14 protein-coding genes and 1 pseudogene are annotated in these 20,685 nt (G+C 65.1%); 9 read left to right on the plus strand and 6 right to left on the minus strand.

Annotated elements, in window-relative coordinates:
• Positions 1–46 precede the first annotated feature (46 nt).
• The 3 genes from ACPDZI_RS16250 to dsrO are packed head-to-tail and all read right to left on the minus strand — an operon-like array spanning position 47 to position 5,038.
• Positions 47–3,154 (minus strand): tetrathionate reductase subunit A, encoded by a 3,108-nt coding sequence (locus tag ACPDZI_RS16250; RefSeq protein ID WP_438833484.1) that lies wholly within the window; start codon positions 3,152–3,154, stop codon positions 47–49.
• Positions 3,154–4,260 carry an NrfD/PsrC family molybdoenzyme membrane anchor subunit gene (gene nrfD, locus ACPDZI_RS16255; protein WP_438833485.1) on the minus strand — a complete coding sequence of 369 codons (1,107 nt, stop codon included), beginning with the start codon at positions 4,258–4,260 and terminating at the stop codon, positions 3,154–3,156. Before nrfD ends, ACPDZI_RS16250 begins: the two co-directional genes overlap by 1 nt.
• Positions 4,250–5,038 (minus strand): sulfate reduction electron transfer complex DsrMKJOP subunit DsrO, encoded by a 789-nt coding sequence (gene dsrO, locus ACPDZI_RS16260; RefSeq protein ID WP_438833486.1) that lies wholly within the window; start codon positions 5,036–5,038, stop codon positions 4,250–4,252. Before dsrO ends, nrfD begins: the two co-directional genes overlap by 11 nt.
• Before the next feature lie 259 nt (positions 5,039–5,297).
• Between dsrO and ACPDZI_RS16265 the strand changes: the two genes are divergently transcribed.
• The 7 genes from ACPDZI_RS16265 to fumC all read left to right on the plus strand — a co-directional run bounded on the left by ACPDZI_RS16265 (position 5,298) and on the right by fumC (position 14,939).
• Complete coding sequence (locus tag ACPDZI_RS16265) at positions 5,298–7,265, plus strand: sensor histidine kinase (protein WP_438834586.1); 1,968 nt, start codon at positions 5,298–5,300, stop codon at positions 7,263–7,265.
• Positions 7,266–7,295: 30 nt separating this feature from the next.
• A complete protein-coding gene (locus ACPDZI_RS16270) occupies positions 7,296–7,877 on the plus strand; it encodes a response regulator transcription factor (RefSeq protein ID WP_438834587.1) in 582 nt (193 codons plus the stop codon).
• Positions 7,878–8,101: 224 nt separating this feature from the next.
• Positions 8,102–9,796 carry a LytS/YhcK type 5TM receptor domain-containing protein gene (locus ACPDZI_RS16275; protein WP_438833487.1) on the plus strand — a complete coding sequence of 565 codons (1,695 nt, stop codon included), beginning with the start codon at positions 8,102–8,104 and terminating at the stop codon, positions 9,794–9,796.
• A complete protein-coding gene (gene btsR / locus ACPDZI_RS16280; RefSeq protein WP_076360415.1) occupies positions 9,790–10,527 on the plus strand; it encodes a two-component system response regulator BtsR in 738 nt (245 codons plus the stop codon). Before ACPDZI_RS16275 ends, btsR begins: the two co-directional genes overlap by 7 nt.
• A 215-nt stretch (positions 10,528–10,742) precedes the next feature.
• Entirely contained in the window at positions 10,743–12,551 is a 1,809-nt protein-coding gene (locus tag ACPDZI_RS16285; RefSeq protein WP_024944260.1) for a carbon starvation CstA family protein, read from the plus strand.
• A 192-nt stretch (positions 12,552–12,743) separates the two neighbouring features.
• Positions 12,744–13,472: a dipeptidase PepE gene (pepE, locus tag ACPDZI_RS16290; protein WP_060389928.1), complete on the plus strand. Its 729-nt coding sequence runs from the start codon at positions 12,744–12,746 to the stop codon at positions 13,470–13,472.
• A gap of 72 nt (positions 13,473–13,544) precedes the next feature.
• A complete protein-coding gene (gene fumC, locus ACPDZI_RS16295) occupies positions 13,545–14,939 on the plus strand; it encodes a class II fumarate hydratase (RefSeq protein WP_438833488.1) in 1,395 nt (464 codons plus the stop codon).
• Between the two features lie 69 nt (positions 14,940–15,008).
• Here the strand turns inward: fumC and ACPDZI_RS16300 are convergent, their stop codons facing one another.
• The gene (locus tag ACPDZI_RS16300) at positions 15,009–15,383 is read right to left on the minus strand and encodes a DUF1090 domain-containing protein (protein ID WP_187267827.1); all 375 of its coding nucleotides are present in this window, start codon (positions 15,381–15,383) and stop codon (positions 15,009–15,011) included.
• A 178-nt stretch (positions 15,384–15,561) separates the two neighbouring features.
• On the opposite strand from ACPDZI_RS16300, the gene ACPDZI_RS16305 reads away from it, so the two are divergent.
• Positions 15,562–15,915 carry a DsrE/DsrF/TusD sulfur relay family protein gene (locus ACPDZI_RS16305; RefSeq protein WP_011707068.1) on the plus strand — a complete coding sequence of 118 codons (354 nt, stop codon included), beginning with the start codon at positions 15,562–15,564 and terminating at the stop codon, positions 15,913–15,915.
• A 134-nt stretch (positions 15,916–16,049) separates the two neighbouring features.
• Positions 16,050–17,132, plus strand: a complete 1,083-nt coding sequence (locus tag ACPDZI_RS16310) for a protoglobin domain-containing protein (protein ID WP_076360419.1) — start codon at positions 16,050–16,052, stop codon at positions 17,130–17,132.
• A 3-nt stretch (positions 17,133–17,135) separates the two neighbouring features.
• Here ACPDZI_RS16310 and ACPDZI_RS16315 read toward each other — a convergent pair.
• Both ACPDZI_RS16315 and pnp read right to left on the minus strand, forming a co-directional pair.
• Positions 17,136–18,431, minus strand: a pseudogene (locus tag ACPDZI_RS16315) (MFS transporter).
• Between the two features lie 48 nt (positions 18,432–18,479).
• Positions 18,480–20,618, minus strand: a complete 2,139-nt coding sequence (pnp, locus tag ACPDZI_RS16320) for a polyribonucleotide nucleotidyltransferase (RefSeq protein WP_011707071.1) — start codon at positions 20,616–20,618, stop codon at positions 18,480–18,482.
• Between the last annotated feature and the right edge of the window lie 67 nt (positions 20,619–20,685).

Raw genomic sequence — 20,685 nt, forward strand, 5'->3', positions numbered from 1 at the left:
GAGCAGACAAGCAACGGGGCCCGCAGGCCCCGTTTTCATTGGATCCTCATACCAGCTTCTCCACCCGGGCCGGCAGCCCCTGACGGGCCGACGAGCCGATGGCCCAGTCCACCAGGGGGTAGCGGCCATGGCGGCTGGGATCCAGCACCGCCAAGTCATTCAGATTGACCCCGGCTCCGCGCAGCGGATTGGCGACCACTTTCTGGCCGTCTATCCAGTGTTCCCGCGCCCCCAGCTCCTTGTGGCCGAAGCCGTGCTCGATGGCGATGGCATCGGCCTGCACCCCGGCCACGCACTCGGCCACCCCGATCACGCTGCCATCCGGGGTACTGACCCGCACCCTGTCCCCGCTCTCGATGCCCAGCTGCGCCGCCGTCTGCGCATTGAGCCGCACCCGGTTGCTGGGGTTCACCTGGCGCAGGCGATCCGAGCCGATGCTCATGGAGCTCATGGTGTGGGACTTGTAACTGGTGAGCAGCAGCGGCCACTGGGCCGGCTTGAACGCCTCATTGAGCGGCGTGCCGTCCGCCAGCTGGGGGCGGAAGAAACGCGGGGTACCGCTTAAGAACTGGCCGCTCTGGCTGTGACGGCGGCTGCCCACCTCGGGGTTCCACACCATCAGCGGCTTGGGCCAGCGCTTGCTTGGCTGACCCGCGTCATCGCGCCCCTTGGCCGCCGGCTCGAAGCGCCCGCCACGGGCGAAGAGATAGGCGGCGCGGCCCGCCTCCTCCGCACTCAGGGTGGCGTTCAGCACCGGCAGGATCCGCTCCACCCCGGACCAGGCGAGATCCTCGAGACCTATGGCGGGCACCGGCTCGCCGAGATAGGCGACGTTGGCCGCCCCGTAGAGGGAGAAGTCCGCCGCCCTGTTCAAGCCATGCAACTTGCCGTCCGCCCCTTTGAGCGCCCCCTCGCCAAAGCCTGGCAGCCCCAGCCGTTTGGCCACCGCGATAAAAAAGGACTCCATGCAGACAGGATCCCCCTCGGCAGTCTTGGCGACTCTAGGCTCCACGATAGGCCAGCGGCCGGTGGAGACCTTGGTCATCACCCCGTGCCAGGCACTGGCCCAGCCCCAGGACTCGTAGGTCAGGGTGTCCGGCACTAGGTAGTCCGACAGCGCCGACGACTCGTTGATGAAGCTGTCGATGCTGACCACAAGGGGCAGCACGGCAGGGTCCTTGAGCTCTTCGCCGATGGCCTTGCTGAGCCCGGCCTGGCCGTAGAGGGGGTTGCCCATGTGGTTGATCCAGGCCTTGAGCCGGTAGGGGTAACCGTTCACCGCCGCAGTCAGGTGTTCGCCGAGCAAGGGGCCGGAGATGGGGAACCAGGGCTCTTGCGCCGGATAGGGGTTCTGGCCCGCCTCACGCTTGCGCCGATACTCAGAGGTCTTCTCGTAAGGGAACTTGGAGCGCGACAGGAAGACCCCGGCGGGCTTGACCATGCCGGGGAAGCTCGCCAGATCGTAGCGCGGCCCCGCCCCGAAGGGATCGAACTTGCCGCCGCTCGCCACGGCGCCGCCCCTTGCGTTCAAGTTCCCTACCATGACGTTGAGCATCATGATGGCCCAGGCCGAGTAGAAGCCGTTGGCGCTCATGGTGCCGCCGTGGGAGACCACCGCCGCCCGAGTGCCGTGGCTGGTGAACTCCCGTGCCAGCGCCTCGATGTCGGCCACCGGCACGGCGCACTCGGCGCTGTATTGCGCGAGGCTATATTCCCGGCACGATTCGGCCAGCAGTTGGAAGCTGCTCTTGACCGTGAACACCCCCTTGGGACCCTGAATGGTGCGATCCACCCAGAGGTTGGCCCGCTCACACTGGCCGGCGGGTCTCGGCTCGCCGCTGCCCGCCTCCTCTACCAGCATGGCGTCCCCCTCTCCATAGGCTTCCCCCTCAAAGGGCAAGCCGAGATCGCTTGAGCGCAGCATCTGGCCGAAGCGCGGATGCCCCCCGTCGCAGACAACCAGATGGCTGGCGTTGCAAAAACCGCGATAGCCGGCCCGCTCGGCGGCAGCGGCATGGGGGGCAGCCAGGAAGGGCTCGGCGTAACGTTGGTTGTCGATGATCCAGCGCAGCATGGCCAGGGCCAGCGCCGAGTCGGTGGCAGGGCGGATGGGCAGCCAGCGGTTGGCGGGGGCGGAGGGCATGTTCACCGTGTTGGGCAGGCTGGGGGCCACCACCACGTAGGAGAACGGCTTGCCCGGTCGCGCCCGGTTTGCCGCCAGCTGACGGGACTGGCGCTTGAAGGGGTTGCCCGATTGCTGGGGCGAGGTACCCATGAACAGCAGGAAGTCGCTCTCGTCCCAGTCCGGCTTGAGGTGGGCGTTCTTCTCCAGATCGTCCAGCAGGGCGCCGGCCCCGACCCGGAACGACAGGCCGCAATAAGCACCGTGGTTGGCGAAGTTGCGGGTGCCGAAGCTGTTGAAGGTGAAGCGCTTGATGAAGTGATCCCGCCCCTCGTCCGAGGCGTTGCTCACCAGCAGCTGGTTGGCCCTGGGGCCGTACTCCGGGTTGGCCGGGTCGAGCGGCTCGGCGAGGTTGCGAATGGCCCGCAGCCCCTCAACCAGGCCCTCGCCAAACAGATCGCCCCCCTCCACCACCTCGGCCACCAGCTGCTCGAAGGGGATGCTCTGCCAGCGGCCGCTGCCACGGGGTCCCACCCGCTTGAGGCAGCGGGTGACCCGCTGCGGGCTGTCGAGCTGCTCCAGCATGGCATTGCCCCGCGCGCAGGCGGTGGAGCGCCCGTCCAGCCCCCCTTCCTGGTAGCCACTGGTGGCGAGCAGCGCCTGCTTGACCGGGGTCTTGAAGTCGATGTGGTGCCAGGCGGAGAGGGGGTGATAGGGGTTGCCCAGGATCCGCACTATCTGGTCGCGCTCGTTGTCGATGCGGGCCCGCACTCCGCACAGGGTCCAGCAGCCGAGGCACATGGTGTTGGCAACCCGCTGGGCCGGGTTGGGGTGCAGCTCCCCTCGCTCGTCAACCCGGTACTCCACGGCCAGCGAGTTGCCATGGATGGGATCCCGGGGCGGCTGGCCCGAGCTGCCGGTGGCGAGGCCGCTCGCCACCTGCTTGAGGGTGTCGCTGTAACCGGCGACGAACAATCCGGTGCCGCCGGCGATGGCGGCGCCCTTGAGAAACTTGCGTTTGCTGTGATCCATCAGAGTGCCTCGCGTGCAAAAGTTGTGGATGCCTTGATGGCAGAGGAAGCAGAGGGGTGCACCAGCTCCGAGAGGGCCACCAGCAGGGCCAGCAGCAGACCGAAGGTGCCGAGAATGCCGAGCACACCGGCCGGGCCCCAGGCGATTTCATAGAGGTAGACGCCGGCCCCGTACTTGGGTGCGAGCTGCCCCTGGATCAGCACCAGCCAGCGCAGGCCCCACACCAGGTGCAGCCCCAGCAGCGCCAACCCCCAGAGTGACAGGCGAGCAGAGATCCTGGGCCGCAGCAGCATCAGCAGGCTGGCCAGCCACAGGGTCAGCAACAGCCAGTGGGCCGCCAGCCGCCAGCTCGGGTCGAGCCGATAGAGGGCCGCGGCCTCTGCCGCCGAGGCGCCGCCAAACAGGGCCCAGCCCAGCAGGGAGAGCGCCAGCAGGCCTAACGTCCAACCGCTCTGGCGCAGCAGGGTCGACTCGGTCTGGGCACGCCAGCCCGTCAGCAAGCGATTGAGCAGCAGCAGGGCACTCTGGGCCCCCAGTACCGCGCTCAGGGTCAGCAGCCAGGGCAACCAGGGGGTATGCCAGAGCGGGCGCGCCGCCACCGCCATGGTCTCGAGCCCGGTGTAGATGGCGATGCTGAGCCCGCTCAGGGCGGCCAGCAAAGAGAGAGGCCGCAGCCAAACGTGCCCCGACCAGCTTCCCAGGCAGAGCAGCCGGGCAAGGCGGGCTAGCTTGTCCCCTTCTGCGCCGCGCCGGGCCAGGGCTGGCCTTAGCAGCAGCCAGCCGAACAGCATGGAGAGCAGGCTGAACAGCGGCAGCAGATAGGCGCCATACCACATGACGGAGCCAAAGCGCGTCTGGGCGTAGAAGTGCCAGGCCCGGGCCGGCTGGTGCAGATCCGCGGTCAGGGCGATGGGGGCCACCAGGCCGGCCGCCACCATCAGCACCGCCGCCAGGGTCTGCAGCCGCGGGTCCGGCGCCTTGCGCCACAGCTCAAACGCGCCGAGCCAGAGGGCTCCGTAGGCGAGGCCGATGAGGAAGAAATATTGCACCGCCCAGGGCAGCCAGGTGATGGGCTGAGCCGGGGCCAGCAGTTCGTTAATGACCATGGGCTATCTCCTTGCCATCGTCGGTGAGCAGGGTGCGCAGGGCCGGGTTGCCGTCGACCTTGCTGACGAAGGCCTCGTCCATGCCGAGATAAAAGACCCGCGGCTGGGTATTGGCCTCGGGCTTGAGCACCTTGAGCGCCGGCTCGTGTTCGCGCAGCAGCTGGCTGATCCTGCTCTTGGGATCGTTCAAATCCCCTATGATGCGCGCCTCGCCGACACAACTCTCGACGCAGGCGGGCAAGAGCCCCGCCTCCAGCCGATGGGCGCAGAAGGTGCACTTGTCGGCGGTGTTGGTCTCGTGGTTGATGAAGCGGGCGTCATAGGGGCAGGCCTGCACGCAGTAGCCGCAGCCGACGCACCAGTCGTTGTTGACCACCACGATGCCGTCATCGCGCTGGAAGGTGGCGCCGGTGGGGCAGATATCGAGGCAGGCGGGCTCGGCGCAGTGGTTGCAGAGCCTTGGCAGCATCAAGAGGGAGGCGGGAGCCGCGAGGGCGGCCACGTCGCTCACCTCGTACTGGCTCACCGTGGTGCGAAACTGGCCGAGGGGAGGCTGGTTTTCGATGGTGCAGGCCACGGTGCAGGCCTGGCAGCCGACGCAGCGGCGCAGGTCGATCAGCATGCCGTAACGCTTGCGCCCGTCCCCCCGGCTGATGGCCGCCCGCCCGTTGCGGGGAGCGGGAACGGACTGCGCCTGAACCTGGGTGACGGGGATCAGGGCCGCCCCTGCGGTGAGGGCAGCGATCCCGGATAACAATCGGCGCTTGCTGGGCTCCATGGCGTCTTTCCTTCTGCTGAGCTGGCTTGAAAGGGGTTGGGCCGATTGTCCTCAACGCGGGAAGTCGCCTCTATTGTGGTTTTCCACATACCGGGAGCCGGGTTGATCCAGCGCAATAAAAAATGCCCCAGCCCTGCTGAACTGTGACCGGGGCGGCGTTTGCCACCCCTCCCGGCCCCCGTTCGCATGCAAGCGCGCGCCCCGGTGATAGACTGCCCCTTTGCATAGAGAGGAGAGCCCCCTGCACGCCCCAGTCCCCTTGCCCCTGCTCAGCCTGCTGCTCTGGCTCGCCCTGTCAGCCCTGCCGCTGCGGGTGCAAGCCACCCCGACCCCCTCTTCGCCAGCGCCGGCCCGACAGGAATCCGCACCATCCCAGGCCACGCCGGGGCAGACCTTGGCCGAGCCGATACGCATCGGCGTGCTGGCGACCCGCGGCCCGGCACTGGCCAGAGCCCAGTGGCAACCGCTGCTGCGCTGGCTGGCACTGCGCGTGCCCGGCCATCGCTTCGTACTGCATCCGCTGGGGCTCGATGAACTGGCCGAGGCCGTCGCCCGCGAGCACCTCGATTTCGTCATCACCAACCCGGGCCAGTCGGTGAGTCTGGCGCGCCAGTATCCGCTGGCCTGGCTCGCCACCCTCAAGAGTCCGGCCGGGGGGGACAACCTCGCCATCGGCGCCGCCCTGGTGGTGCCTGCCCAGGCCCCCTACCAACACTGGCGTGACCTCGAGGGGCAAGCGGTCGCCGCCGTCTCGGAGAACGCCTTCGGCGGCTACCTCGCCTATCGCTTCGAGGCAGGCGAACAGGGGGTCAGGCTGGAGCACTTCTTCTCCACCGTGCAGTTCACCGGCTTTCCGCTGGACCGGCTCATCGAGCGGCTGACGGCAGGGGAGGTGGTCGCCGCCATCGTGCCGGTGTGTCAGCTGGAGCGCATGGAGCGGGAAGGCAAGGTCGCCAGGGGGGCGTTTCGGGTGCTGGACGATCAGGCGCCGGCTGGCTTTGGTTGCCAGAGCTCGACCCGGCTCTACCCCAACTGGTCCTTCGCCAAGACGGAGCGGGCCTCCCCCGCGCTGGCGCTGGCGGTGACCCGTGCGCTGTACGATCTGCCCGCTGATAGCGAGGCGGCCATCGCCGCCGATTCGGCGGGCTGGACCGTGCCCACCAGCGAGCTCGCCATCGACCGCCTGCTCAAGGCGCTGGATCGCCACCCGCTGCAGGGCCTCTGGTGGCAATCGGCCTGGCACTGGCTGCGCCAGCATCAGCAGTGGGGCTGGGGCGCCCTGGCGCTGGTACTGCTGCTGGGGGGCCACCACCTGCTGCTGCAATACCTGTTCAACCGCAGCCAGCGCCGGCTGCTCAAAGCCCGCCACCAGCTCGAGCAGAAGGGACGCCAGCTGGCACAGGCCAGACGGCTCGCCGAACTGGGCGAGCTGGGCGCCAACGTGGCCCACGAGATCAATCAGCCCCTCAGCGCCATCGCCAACTACAGCCAGGGTGCCTTGTTGCGACTGGACAGATTGGCACAGGATCCGGCCCAGGCTGCCGCCCAGGCCTCCCTGCGTCAGGCTCTGGAGCAGATAGGGCTCCAGGTCCAGCGCATCACCCAGACCGTCAACCGGCTCAGAGCCAGGCTGCAAAAGCGCCCTCCCCGCGTCGCGCCTTGCGACCTGCCCACCCTGGTGGCGGAGTTGCGCCCCCTGCTGGAGCAGATGCTGGCGCCGCTCGACGTCGCCTTCACCCTGCACTGGCGGGGCCAGCCGCGCCAGCTGCCTCTGGATGGCACCGGGATGGAGCAGCTGCTGGTCAACCTCATCAAGAATGGCGCCGAGAGTGCAGCGAAGAGAGCGGCGCAGAGTGTAGCGAAGAGGGCGGCCAAGAGTGCGCGCGCCGCTGTTCACTCTCCTGCTCACCCCCCTGCGCAAGCACCGGCACAGGAGCCTGCCCGGGTCGAGCTGCTGATCGCCTTCGAGGCGCAGACCCTGTTGCTGGAGATCCGCGACAACGGCGTCGGCCTGAGGGTCCCCGCTACCGAACTGCAGCAGGCGTTTTACAGCGACAAGCCCGATGGCATGGGGCTGGGGCTCGCCATCTGCCGGGAGGTGGTCGAGAGCCATCGCGGCCAGTTCAGCCTGGAGAACCTGAGCCCCCACGGCTGTCTGGCCCGGGTCATCCTGCCCGTGCCACCACCCGAAACCCTCCCTTCATCCACCGACATGCCGAGGAACTGAGATGACTCCCCCTCCCGCCCCCCGCTCTATCTGGTCGACGACGACGAGGCCGTGCTCGACTCCCTGCGCTTCATGCTGGAGAGCTGCGACGAGCGGCAGCTGCTCAGCTTTGCCGATGGCGAGCGCTTTCTGGCCGAGGTCGACCTGCACCAGCCCGCCTGCCTCATTCTCGACTGCCGCATGCCGGGACTCTCTGGCCCCGAGGTGCAGCAGCGGCTGAAGGCGGCCCAGAGCCCCATCGCCATCCTGTTTCTCACCGGCCACGGCGAGGTCCCACTGGCGGTGGAATCCCTCAAGCTGGGGGCGGTGGATTTCTTGCAAAAGCCGGTGCAGCTGGCCCCCCTGCTCGCCGCCATCGAGCGGGCCGAGCAGGCGACGCTGAGTGCGGCCACCCGCCTCGCCCAGCTGGCCGCCTTTGAGCGCCTCACCCCGCGCGAACGCCAGTTGTTGCAGCTCATCGCCCGGGGCCACAAGAACCAGCAGATAGCGCAGGATCTCTGCATTTCGGTGCGCACCGTCGAGGTGTGCCGCGCCAGCCTGATGAAACGCCTCGAGGTCGATTCCCTGGCCGAACTGATGCTGCTCTATGCAAACGTCCATTCAGTCCCCTGAGCCGGGACACTAATCCAGGCCCCTGAGCCAGACCGGGAGAGTGACCCACTTGCCGGGCCTATGCCCATCCCCCATCGGGCCGCACAGGGGATGCCTTTGGCTCAGGGTGCCGGCAAATCTGTGCGCAGGCGCGCTATTCCGGCGCCCGCGGCTTGCAGCGCAAATCGGGGTTTGCTAATACTCCGCGTCCATTGGATGAGCATCCCCTTTCGAGATAGTGTGCCGTGGCTTTCGAACAATTCGCGCTCGTGATATCTCTCTTCCAGCAGCTCTGCGTCTATCTGGTGATCGCCTGGCTGCTCTCCAAGACGCCGCTGTTCATGCCGCTCACTCAGGTGACCCTGAGCTGGCCCCACAAGATCCTCTGCTACCTCATCTTCTCCGGCTTCTGCGTCATGGGTACCTATTTTGGCCTCAGGGTCGAGGATTCCATCGCCAATACCCGCGCCATCGGCGCCGTGCTCGGCGGCATCGTCGGCGGCCCGGTGGTGGGGCTGCTGGTGGGGCTCACCGGCGGCATTCATCGCTATTCACTGGGGGGCTTTACCGCGCTGGCCTGCACCTTCTCCACCATCGCCGAGGGGCTGCTCGGCGGCCTGGTGCACCGCCACTTCGTCGCCCGCCACCGGCTCGACCTGCTGTTCAGCCCCTGGGTGGTGGGCTCGGTGGCCCTCGTCGCCGAGCTGATGCAGATGGGGATCATCTTGCTGGTGGCTCGCCCTCTCGATGACGCCATCCACCTTATCGAGAACATCATCGCTCCCATGCTGGTGGCCAATACCCTGGGGGCCGCCATGTTCATGCGGATGATCCTGGATCACCGCGCCATGCTGGAGAAGTACTCGGTCGCCTTCTCCGCCCGCGCCCTCAAGATCGCCGAGCGGGCGATGCGGGTGCTGGACAAGGGCTTCACCCAGGAGGCGTGCCAGCAGATGGCGCGCATCCTCTACGAGGAGACCGGGGTCGGCGCGGTGGCCATCACCGATCGGGAGAAGCTGCTCGCCTTTATCGGCATCGGTGAGGATCACCACCTGCCGGGCACCGCCATCAACTCGGCCCACACCTTCAAAGCGATCCAGCACAACGAGGTGGTCTATGCCGACGGCAACCTTATCCCCTACAGCTGCAACCTGCATCCCCAGTGCCGGCTCGGCTCCTCGCTGGTCATTCCGCTGCGGGGGGAAGAGGGGTCGGTAGTGGGCACCATCAAGCTCTACGAGCCCAAGCGCAAGTTCTTCTCCTCCATCAATCGCACTCTGGGAGAGGGGATTGCCCGGCTGCTCTCCGGCCAGATCCTGGCCAGCAAGTACAACGAGCAGAAGCGGCTGCTGGCCCAGTCGGAGATCAAGCTGTTGCAGGCGCAGATCAACCCGCACTTCCTGTTCAACGCCCTCAATACCCTGGCGGCGGTGATCCGGCGCGACCCCGAGGATGCCCGCACCCTGGTGCACCACCTCTCCACCTTCTTTCGCAAGAACCTCAAGCGCCAAGGTGACGAGGTGACCCTGGCCGACGAGCTGGAGCACGTGAACGCCTACCTGCACATCGAACAGGCCCGCTTCGCCGAGCACCTGAGCGTGCAGATCCAGATTCCCGAGCCGCTGCTGGAGTACCGGCTGCCCACCTTCTCCCTGCAACCCATCGTCGAGAACGCCATCAAGCATGGCATCTCCCAGATGTTCGAGCCCGGCCGACTGACCCTGACGGCGCGGCAGGAGGGCGAGCAGCTGGTGCTGGAGGTGTGTGACAACGCCGGCCTCTATCAGACCAGGCAGGAGGAGAGCGGCCTTGGCATGAACATAGTGGATCGGCGCATCAAGGCCCGTTACGGCGCCGAGTACGGGGTCACCATTCACTGCGAGCCCCATCAATCCACCCGGGTGAGGATCACCCTTCCCCTGCAGGAGAGCCCATGCTGACCGCTCTGATCGTCGACGATGAACCCCTCGCCCGCGAGGAGCTGCGGCTGCTGCTGGAGCAAGCGGGCAACATCCGCCTGCTGGGGGAGTGTGCCCACGCCATGGAGGCGCTTCCCGCCATCCATCGCCTCAAGCCCGATCTGCTGTTTCTCGACATCCAGATGCCGCGCATCAACGGGCTGGAGCTGGTGAGCATGCTGGACCCGGACTTGCGCCCCCACATCGTCTTCATCACCGCCTACGACGAGTTTGCCCTGCGCGCGTTTGAGGAGAACGCCCTCGACTACCTGCTCAAGCCGGTCACGGCAGAGCGGATGAACAAGGCGCTGGAGCGCATCCAGCGGCTGCTTTCGCCAAAAGGTGAGCTGGCAGGCCAGCCGCTGCCGGACCCGACCCGCATCGCCCAGCCCCTGCGCAGCATCCCCTGCAGCGGCCACAACCGCATCCTGCTGCTGCCCCTTGGCGAGGTGGAGTTCATCCACAGCGATCTGGCCGGCAACAAGGTGGTGAGCGCCCAGCAGCAGGGCACCACAGAGCTGACCCTGCGCACCCTGGAGGAGAAGACCGGCTTCGTGCGCTGTCACCGCCAATACCTGCTCAACCCGGGCCAGATCCGCGAGATCCTGCTGCTGGACGGCGGGCTGGCGGAGGTAGTAACCCAGGGCGGCCACAAGGTGCCGGTGAGCCGCCGCTACCTCAAACCCCTCAAGGAGCTGCTGGAGATCCCCTGAGGCGCGGGCCACTCTCCCCGCTCCTGCTCTGCCCGTTACCACTCACCCGCTTGCCACGCTCGCCGGCTCATCCCTCAAACCGCTCGGGGCCGCTTTTCTGCCGCTCGCGAGCGGCCCTCTGCCACTGACCTTTTCTGCGCTCCCCTTTCCCTGCCGCATCGGTAGAGTGCAGCCTGAGCCCGGCCGGATTGGCCGCAGGAAAAGGAAACTCCGTCATGCAACACGCAATCACTTTCGTCATTGCGGCCCTCTGCATCCTCGCCATCGCCTATCGCCTCTACGGCGTGTTCTTTGTGCGCAAGGTGCTGATGGCCGACGACAAGCTGGTCACCCCCTCCCACCAGCTGGAGGATGGCAAGAACTATGTGCCGACCAACAAGTGGGTCAACTTCGGCCAGCACTTCGCGGCTATCGCCGCCGCCGGCCCGCTGGTGGGCCCGGTCCTGGCCGCCCAGTACGGCTACCTGCCGAGCTTTCTCTGGCTGCTGATCGGCTGCGTCATCGGCGGCGCGGTGCACGACACAGTCGTGCTGTTCGCCTCCATGAAGCATCAGGGCAAGTCACTCTCCGAGGTGGCCAAGGCCGAGCTCGGCCCCATCGCCGGCTGGTGCACGGGGCTCGCGATGCTGTTCATCATCACCATCACCATGGCGGGTCTCTCCATGGTGGTGGTGCACGCGCTGGAGCGTAACGCCTGGGGCGTGTTCGCGGTCTTCATGACCATTCCCATCTCCATGGTGGTGGGGATCTGGCACAAGCTGACCGGCAACCTGCAAGCGGCCTCCTGGGTGGGCTTCATCGCCGTGTTGGCCTGCGTCTTCTTCGGCCCCTACGTGCAGGAGAGCGCCTTCGGTGCCTGGCTGACCCTGCGTGCCGAGACCATCAGTCTGGCGCTGCCGGTCTACGCCTTCTTCGCCACCGCGCTGCCGGTCTGGCTGCTGCTCACCCCGCGTGGCTACATCTCCAGCTTTATGAAGATCGGCGTATTCGGCGCCCTGGTCATCGGCGTTATCTGCATCAACCCGGAGATCCAGTTCCCCGCCATGACCCAGTTCGTCCACGGCGGCGGCCCGGTACTCGGCGGCCCGGTCTGGCCCTTTATCTCCATCACCATCGCCTGTGGTGCCATCTCCGGCTTCCACGCCTTTATCGGCTCAGGTACCACCCCGAAACTGGTGGACAAGTGGAGCGACATCCTGCCGGTCGCCTTTGGTGCCATGCTGGCCGAGTGCGTGGTGGGCGTGATGGCGCTGATCGCCGCCACTGCCCTGCACCCGGCGGATTACTTCGCCATCAACGCCACCCCGGAGGCCTTCGCCAAGCTGGGGATGCAGGTGGTGGACTTGCCGTTCCTCTCCCAGGAGATCGGCATGGATCTGAACGGCCGCACCGGCGGCGCCGTCACCCTGGCGGTGGGCATGTCCTACATCTTCACCAAGGTGCCCTGGTTCAGTAACCTCGCCTCCTACTTCTTCCAGTTCGTGGTGATGTTTGAAGCGGTGTTCATCCTGACCGCCGTCGACTCCGGCACCCGGGTCTCCCGCTACCTCATTCAGGACTTCTTCGGCGAGTTCTATCCGCCCCTCAAGCGCATCGACTGGATGCCGGGCGCCATCGGGGCCAGCGTGCTCGCCTGCGTGATGTGGGGTTACCTGCTGATGTCCGGCGACATCGGGTCTGTGTGGGCGCTGTTCGGGGTCTCGAACCAGCTGATGGCCTCGGTGGGCCTCATCATAGGTGCCACCATCATCTTGCGACTGGCCAGCAAGCGCCGCTACATGCTGACCTGCCTGATCCCGCTGGCCTACCTGTTCGTCACCGTCAACTACGCCGGTTACTGGATGGTCAGCCACGTCTACTTCAACCCGGAAGCCAAGGGCTACAACCTGCTCAACGGCGGCATCTCGCTGCTGATGCTGGGGCTGGGCGCCGTCATCCTGGTGTCAGCCATCCGCAAGTGGATTGAGCTGTGGAAGCTGCGCCAGCAACCCGAGTTCCGGATTGCCCCGGCCAGCGCCAGCTGACCCATCCGCTGCAACAACAAACCCCGGCATGCCGGGGTTTGTTTCATCTGGCGGTCAAAAAACGGGCTCATCAGGGTACATGGCGCCATCGATCACAGAACCTGAGCAGCGATCGGGCTAGAATGGGGGCTTCCGTCACCCGGCCTGGGGCCGGTGACCTCTTCGCGCTTTCACTTATCGAGGACACGCTTCATGGAACTGCTTCTTCTCAGCAACGGCAAAGCCACCGAATGCCCGGGCCTGCTCGGCTGGGCCCGGGATCGGGTGCAGACCCTGCTCGCCCGCAAACAGGTCAAGCGCATCCTGCTCATCCCCTACGCGGTGATCCGCAGCGACTGGGATGCCCGCGCCCTGGAGCTCAGCGAGAGCCTGGGGGTGGAGGCCATCAGCATCCATCAGTTCGATGACCCGGTGGACGCGATCAACCATGCCGACGCCATCTTCATCAGCGGCGGCAACACCTGGCGCCTCAACCAGCTGCTGCACGAGAACGGCCTGGTGGTGCCCATCCAGCGTGCCGTGCGCGAGCGGGGCGTGCCCTATGTGGGCTGGAGCGCCGGTTGCAACGTGGCGACCCCGAGCATCCGCACCACCAACGACATGCCGGTCTGCAGCGCCGCCGTGCTGCCTGCGCTGGGGCTGTTCCCGCTGCAGATCAACCCCCACTATCTGGACGCAAGCATCAGCGGCCACATGGGGGAGACCCGCGACGAGCGCCTGGCCGAGTTCTGCGCCATCAACCCGAGCGAACACGTGGTGGCCCTGCGCGAGGCGAGCCTGCTGCAGATCAGCGGCGAGCACATCGAATACTGGAGCGCCCGCGGCGAAGGTTTCAAAATCTTCAAGCACGCCGAAACCACCCAAGAGTTCAGCACGGCCGCACCGCTGGCCGAGCTGACGCCGTTTCGCCCGCGCAGCTGAATGGCGCTGACCGGCTGAAAACCCACAGGGGCGCAGGATGTCGCCCCTTTTTCGCAATGAAGGGAGGATGAGATGAAGAGCAGGACTGAACACGACAGCTTCGGCGCGATCGCCGTGCCGGCCGATCGGCTGTGGGGGGCCCAGACCCAGCGCTCCCTGCAACACTTCGACATCTCCGGCGAACGCCAGCCGATGGCGCTGATCCACGCCCTGGCCCGCATCAAATCGGCCTGTGCCCGGGTCAACCACGCCAAGGGACTGCTGCCCGCCCGCACGGCGCAGGCCATCATGAGCGCCGCCGACGAGATCCTGTGCGGCCAGCATGATGAGGAGTTTCCGCTGCGGGTATGGCAGACCGGCTCCGGCACCCAGACCAACATGAACCTCAACGAGGTGCTGGCCAACCGGGCCAGCGAACTGCTCGGCGGCACCCGTGGTGAGGGGCGGCTGGTGCACCCCAACGACGAGGTGAACAAGAGCCAGTCGAGCAACGACGTCTTCCCGAGCGCCATGAACCTGGCGGCCGTCACCACCCTCATCCAGCACCTGCTGCCCGCCCTGGCCACCCTGCGCACCACCCTGGCTGGCAAGGCGGCGGCCTTCGACGACATCATCAAGATAGGCCGCACCCATCTGCAGGATGCCACCCCGCTCACCCTGGGGCAGGAGTTCTCCGGCTGGGTCGCCCAGCTCGAGCAGGGGGAACGCCATATCCGGGCCGCCCTGCCCCACCTCTATGAGCTGGCGCTTGGGGGCACCGCCGTCGGCACCGGCCTCAACACCCCGCCCGGCTTTGCCGAGGCGGTGGCCGCCACCCTGGCCGAGCAGACCGGGCTGCCGCTGGTGAGCGCCCCCAACAAGTTCGATGCGCTGGCGGCGAGCGATGCCCTGGTGCATGGCCACGGCGCCCTCAAGACGCTGGCCGCCTCCCTCATGAAGATCGCCAATGACGTGCGCTGGCTGGCGAGCGGCCCCCGCAGCGGGCTGGGAGAGCTCATCATCCCTGAAAACGAGCCAGGCTCCTCCATCATGCCCGGCAAGGTCAATCCGACCCAGTGCGAGGCGCTCACCATGCTGTGCGCCCAGGTGATGGGCAACGACGTGGCCATCAACATCGGCGGGGCCAGCGGCAACTTCGAGCTCAACGTGTTCAGGCCGATGATCGCCCACAACTTCCTGCAGAGCGTGCGGCTGCTGGCGGACGGCATGCAGAGCTTCCACGACCACTGCGCGGTCGGCATTACCCCGAACCAGCCCCGCATCGACGAGCTGCTGGCCCGCTCCCTGATGCTGGTGACGGCGCTCAACCCCCATATCGGCTATGACAAGGCGGCAGAGATCGCCAAGCGGGCCCACCATGAGGGGCTCAGCCTGCGGGAGGCGGCCATCGCCTCCGGCCACCTGACGGCGCAGCAGTTTGATGCCTGGGTGGTGCCGGCCGACATGGTGGGTCGGCGCGGCGGCTGAGCCAGACCAGAGGGAAACTCGAGATAAAAAAGAAGCCGGACTGCGCCGGCTTCTTTTTTCATCAATGAGTCAGGGTTTGATCAGCTTGCTCAACACATCCAGCTCGCGCTGGGCGGCCAGCAGCTTGGTCTGGGCCTCTTCCAGCTTGGCCTGCTTCTTGGCGATCTTGTCGGGCTTGCCCGTCACCCTGGCGTTTTGCAGCTCGACCAACCGTTCGTTGACCTGCTCCTTGAGCTCGGCCACCCGCTGCTGCTGCTCCTTGAACAGACCGGCGTCGGTGCAGTGAGTCTCGATATTGCGCAGGGCCCGCTCCAGCCCGGCGACCTGATCCGCATTGTCGTGCGCCTTGGCAAACACCAGCTGATCCTTGACGGCCTGCTGGCGCGCCTTGCAGCCAACGGCCTCACTGCCATAGGCCTGGCCGGCCAACAGCAGCATGCTCATTCCGATAACCTTCCACATAACGACCTCGTACCCCTGTCATGTTTGATGGCCGCCTATCAGACCGTACTCGGCCAGCCGGGTCAAGGCGCGGGCAAATCGCTACGACAGAGTTTGTGCGACATCACGCCAGCGGGGTGCCGATGGGCCTACAATGGCTACTTTCATCAAGGAGTCTGTTATGAATCAAGAGATTGTCATCATCGCCAACGGCGCCCCCTATGGCAGCGAATCCCTGTTCAATGCCTTGCGCCTGGCCATCGCCCTGCGCGAACAGGGCGGTGCCAACCTGAAACTGTTTCTGATGTCAGATGCCGTCAGCGCCGCACTGGCGGGCCAGGCACCGGCCGAGGGCTACAACCTGCGCCAGATGCTGGAGATCCTGCTGGCTCAGGGGATCAGCATTCGCCTTTGCAAGACCTGTACCGATGCCCGTGGCATCACGGCGCTGCCGCTCATCGAGGGGATCGAGATCGGCACCCTGCCGCTGCTGGCCCAGTGGACACTGGCGGCCGACAAGGTGTTGACCTTCTAGCAGTGCGAGAACCGGGCGCAGGCGTTGATCTGCAACAATCCTGCGCCATTTGAAAACCTGCCTTGGGCTGTTAATGTCTACACTGTCAGTTACATAACAATGCGTGCGCCTCTATTTTCGCTCGGGAAACTGTCATGAATCCAACTGAACAGACTCTGCTGGAGCAGATGCGGATCACAGAGTTCGAAATCGCCCATCGCAAGGAGCTGCTGCTGCTGGATGAGCAGGATTTCGCCCTGCTCGCCAGCTATCGCCCTAAAATCGAGCCACACATCGATGCCCTGGTCGACAAGTTCTACTCCCTGCAAACCGCGATCACCGAAATTGCCCTGCTGATCGGCGACGCCGATACCCTCACCCGGCTGCGGGCGGCACAGCGCCGCTATATTCTCGACCTGTTCAGCGGCCTGTATGACCTGGAATACGTCAACAACCGGCTGCGGATCGGACTGGTGCACAAGCGGATCGGGGTGGAGCCCAAGCTCTATCTGGCCGCCATCAACACCCTCAAGGGGCTGCTCATCGAGGATATCTTCGCCCAGATCCCCGATGAGCAGGAGCGGGTCACCATGCTGACCGCCCTCGACAAACTGTTCCTGTTCGACATCACCCTGGTGTTCGAGACCTATATCCGCAGCCTGGTATCGGAAATAGAGTCCTCCAAGGAGAAATCGGAGATCTACGCCAAGGCACTGGAGGAGAAGGTACGCGAGCGCACCCAGCAGCTGGAGGAGATGAGCCGGACCGATGCCCTCACCGGCCTGCTCAGCGTACGCCACCTGCAGGAGAACCTGACCCGCACCCTGCGTACCTGCCAGCGCCGCTCAGAGCCGGTGGTCATCGCCTATCTCGACATCGACGACTTCAAGCAGATCAACGACAGCCAGGGCCATCAGCGCGGGGACGAGATCCTGCGCATCGTCGGCGACTGCATTCGCAAGGTCTCACGGGCGGAGGATTGCTGTTTCCGTTACGGCGGGGACGAATTCTGCCTGATCCTGCCCAACTGCAACGAGGAGCAGGCCAGAGATGTCTTCCTGCCCCGCCTCAACAATGCGCTGAGCGAGCAGATCAGCGACGTCACCCTCAGCATCGGCCTGGTACAGACCGGGCCTGTCCAGTTCGATGAGGGCAACAGCCTGATCAGGCTGGCCGACGAGCGCATGTATGCCGCCAAAAAGGCGATGAAACAGGTCAACCAGAAGGGGACACACTGAGGCTCAATCCTGCTTGACCCGAATCCGTTCCGGACGCGCAATGCGGGCGCCCCACTCATAGAGCAGGAAAGTAAACAGGCAGAGCACCGCCATCAGCACGTAGAGTGCCTGGCCGCCCCACTCGGCAAGGATCCAGCCCCCCAGCAAGGCACCGATGGCCCCACCCAGCCCGGCCAGCGCACCTGCACCGAAGTAGCTCCCCTTCAGATGCGGAGGCGACATCTGATCGATCAGCACGTTGAGCAGCGGAAACAGTATGGTCTCCCCTACGCTCAACATCAGTACGGCCCCGACCCAGTGTGACCACTGCTGCGGCTCCCCCAGCGCAAACAGCACCTGAGCCCCCAGAAACAGAGTGATGCCGACCTGCAGGCGCACCTTGCCCGGCCAGCGGGCCAGAAGGTGCAGCAGGGGAAACTGCAGCAGCACCACGGTCAGGGCGTTGGTGGCCACCAGAAGGGCGATCAGGCTCGCCACCTCTGGCGTTCCGGCCCGGGTCAGGTACTGCACCAGCGGTGAGTGGAACTGGGAATAGACCAGGTTCATCAGCAGGTTGGCCAGTACCAGCAGCAAGAAGCCCCGGTCCAGCCACAGTACCTTGATGGCCGCACGCAAGCCCAGCTCGCTGCCGTGGGTCGCCGCTATCCTGCTTTGGGCAAATCCCCAGAAAAAGGCAGCCCCCAGCAGTAGATAGCTGCCACTGAGCAGCAGGAAGGTCTGCTGCTGGGCACTGATGCCAAGGGTCACCCCCAGCAGGGGGCCGAGAGCCGCCCCCAGGTTGAGCAGGAAGTAGCGCAGGTGCAGCGCCAGCTCGCGGGCCTTGGCCGAAGCCAGGCTGTCAGCCATCAACGCCTTGCCGGGCGCATCGATGAGCCCGGAGGAGAGGCCGCTGCCGAGTACCCCGAGTCCGAGCCAGAGCACCGAATGGGAGAAGCCAAGCAGGCCGTAGCAGAGCACCTAGACCAGACAACCCGCCAGCAGGATGTTGCGCCGCCCCAGCTTGTCGGACAGCCAGCCACCATAGAAACTGACCAGGGTGGAGATAGCCGCAGTCGCCCCCAGCATGGCACCGATGGCGGTCGCCGAGAGGCCATACTCCCGATAGAGCAAGATGGAGAGAAACGGCCAGACCATGTAATAGCTGGTGCGCACCATGAAGGTGCCCAGGATTACGGTCCAGACCAGGGGAGGAAACTGCCTTAGGAGGGCCCACGACATTACACTGCTCCTTGTTACCCGTCGCGCGGGAAGCCTTTCGTTATAACAACAGGTCTCAAAAGCAACAACGCCAAGTCGCAAATATAAAAAAAGCCGACCCTGAGGTCGGCTTTTTCACGGCTCGGCGGCTTATTCGGCAGCCGGCTCTTCGACGGCGGCAACAGCCGGCTCGGCTGCGGCTTCGGTCGGGGCGTTCGCTTCCTTGATGGAGAGACGCACGCGGCCCTGACGGTCCACTTCCAGTACCTTCACCTTGACCACGTCACCGATCTTCAGGTAGTCGGCCACGTTCTGCACGCGTGCATCGGTGATCTGGGAGATGTGCACCAGACCATCCTTGCCCGGCAGGATGTTGACGAAGGCACCGAAGTCAGCCAGACGGACAACTTTGCCTTCGTAGATGCGGTTCACTTCGATCTCGGCGGTGATGGCCTCGATACGGCGGATCGCTTCCTTGGCGGCATCACCGTCAACGGCGGCGATGCGGACGGTACCGTCATCATCCAGCTCGATGTTGGTGCCGGTCTCTTCGGTCAGGGCACGGATCACGGAGCCACCTTTACCGATGACGTCCTTGATCTTCTCCGGGTTGATCTTGATGGTGTGGATGCGCGGGGCGAAATCGGAGATCTCGGCACGCGGTGCCTGGATGGCTTCGTCCATCACTTTCAGGATGTGCAGGCGAGCACCACGAGCTTGCTTCAGGGCAATCTCCATGATCTCTTTGGTGATGCCTTCGATCTTGATGTCCATCTGCAGTGCGGTCACACCTTCGGTGGTACCGGCAACCTTGAAGTCCATGTCGCCCAGGTGATCTTCGTCACCCAGGATGTCGGACAGCACGACGAAACCTTCTTCTTCCTTCACCAGACCCATGGCGATACCGGCAACAGAGGCCTTGATCGGCACACCGGCGTCCATCAGCGCCAAGGAGGAACCACAGACGGAGGCCATGGAGGAGGAGCCGTTGGATTCGGTGATTTCAGATACCACACGTACCACGTACGGGAACTCGTCGGCGCTCGGCATCACCGCAGCAACGCCGCGCTTGGCCAGACGACCGTGACCGATTTCACGACGTTTCGGGCTACCCATCATGCCGGTCTCACCGACGCAGTATGGCGGGAAGTTGTAGTGCAGCATGAAGCGATCGGCGCGGTTGCCGGTCAGCTCGTCGATGTTCTGGGCGTCACGCTCGGTGCCCAGGGTGGCAACGACCATGGCCTGAGTTTCACCACGGGTGAACAGGGCGGAGCCGTGGGCACGCGGCAGTACACCGGTGGCGACGGACAGGGCGCGGATCATCTCCGGATCACGACCATCGATGCGCGGCTCGCCACGGACGACGCGACCACGGACGATGCGGCTTTCCAGGCTGTGGAACTCTTCGCCGATCTTCTTGGCATCTTCTTCCACGCCGGAAGCGATGACTTGCTCAACCACGCGAGCCTTGATGGCACCGATGGTTTCGTAACGCACGGCCTTCTCGGTGATGCGGTAGGCTTCACCCAGCTCAGCTGTCGCCAGCTCGGCAACCTTGGCTTTCAGTGCTTCGTTGACGGCAGGAGCAGTCCAGTTCCACGGCTTGGTGCCGACGTCGGCAGCGAATTCGTTGATGGCGTTGATAACGGCCTGCATCTGCTCGTGACCGAATACTACCGCACCCAGCATCACCTCTTCGGAGAGGATGGCCGCTTCGGATTCAACCATCAGCACTGCGTTGGCGGTACCGGCAACTACCAGGTCCAGATCGCTCTGCGGCAGTTCGGTAGTGGTCGGGTTCAGCACATACTGACCGTTCATGTAACCCACGCGGGCTGCACCGATCGGGCCGCCGAACGGGATACCGGAGATGGCCAGCGCCGCGGAGGCACCGATCATGGCAACGATGTCGGGAGAAACGGCCGGGTTCACGGACATGACGGTGGCAACCACCTGAACCTCATTGAGGAAGCCTTCCGGGAACAGCGGACGAATAGGACGGTCGATCAGACGGGAGATCAGGGTCTCGCCTTCGCTCGGACGGCCTTCACGACGGAAGAAACCACCCGGGATACGACCAGCAGCATAGGTACGCTCCTGGTAGTTGACGGTCAGCGGGAAGAAATCACGGCCGTGATCGGCCTCTTTCTTGCCAACTACGGTCACAAATACGCAGGTATCGTCCATGCTGACCATGACGGCCGCAGTGGCTTGACGGGCCATCACTCCGGTTTCCAGAGTGACGGTGTGTTGACCGTACTGGAATGACTTTACAATAGGATTCACGTGAATTTCCTTTTTACAATTTGGCGCTTTAAATTCGCGTGCAAGTATACTTGATTCGATGCAAAAG

The organism is Aeromonas oralensis (genome assembly GCF_049665575.1).
GTDB lineage: Bacteria > Pseudomonadota > Gammaproteobacteria > Enterobacterales > Aeromonadaceae > Aeromonas > Aeromonas hydrophila.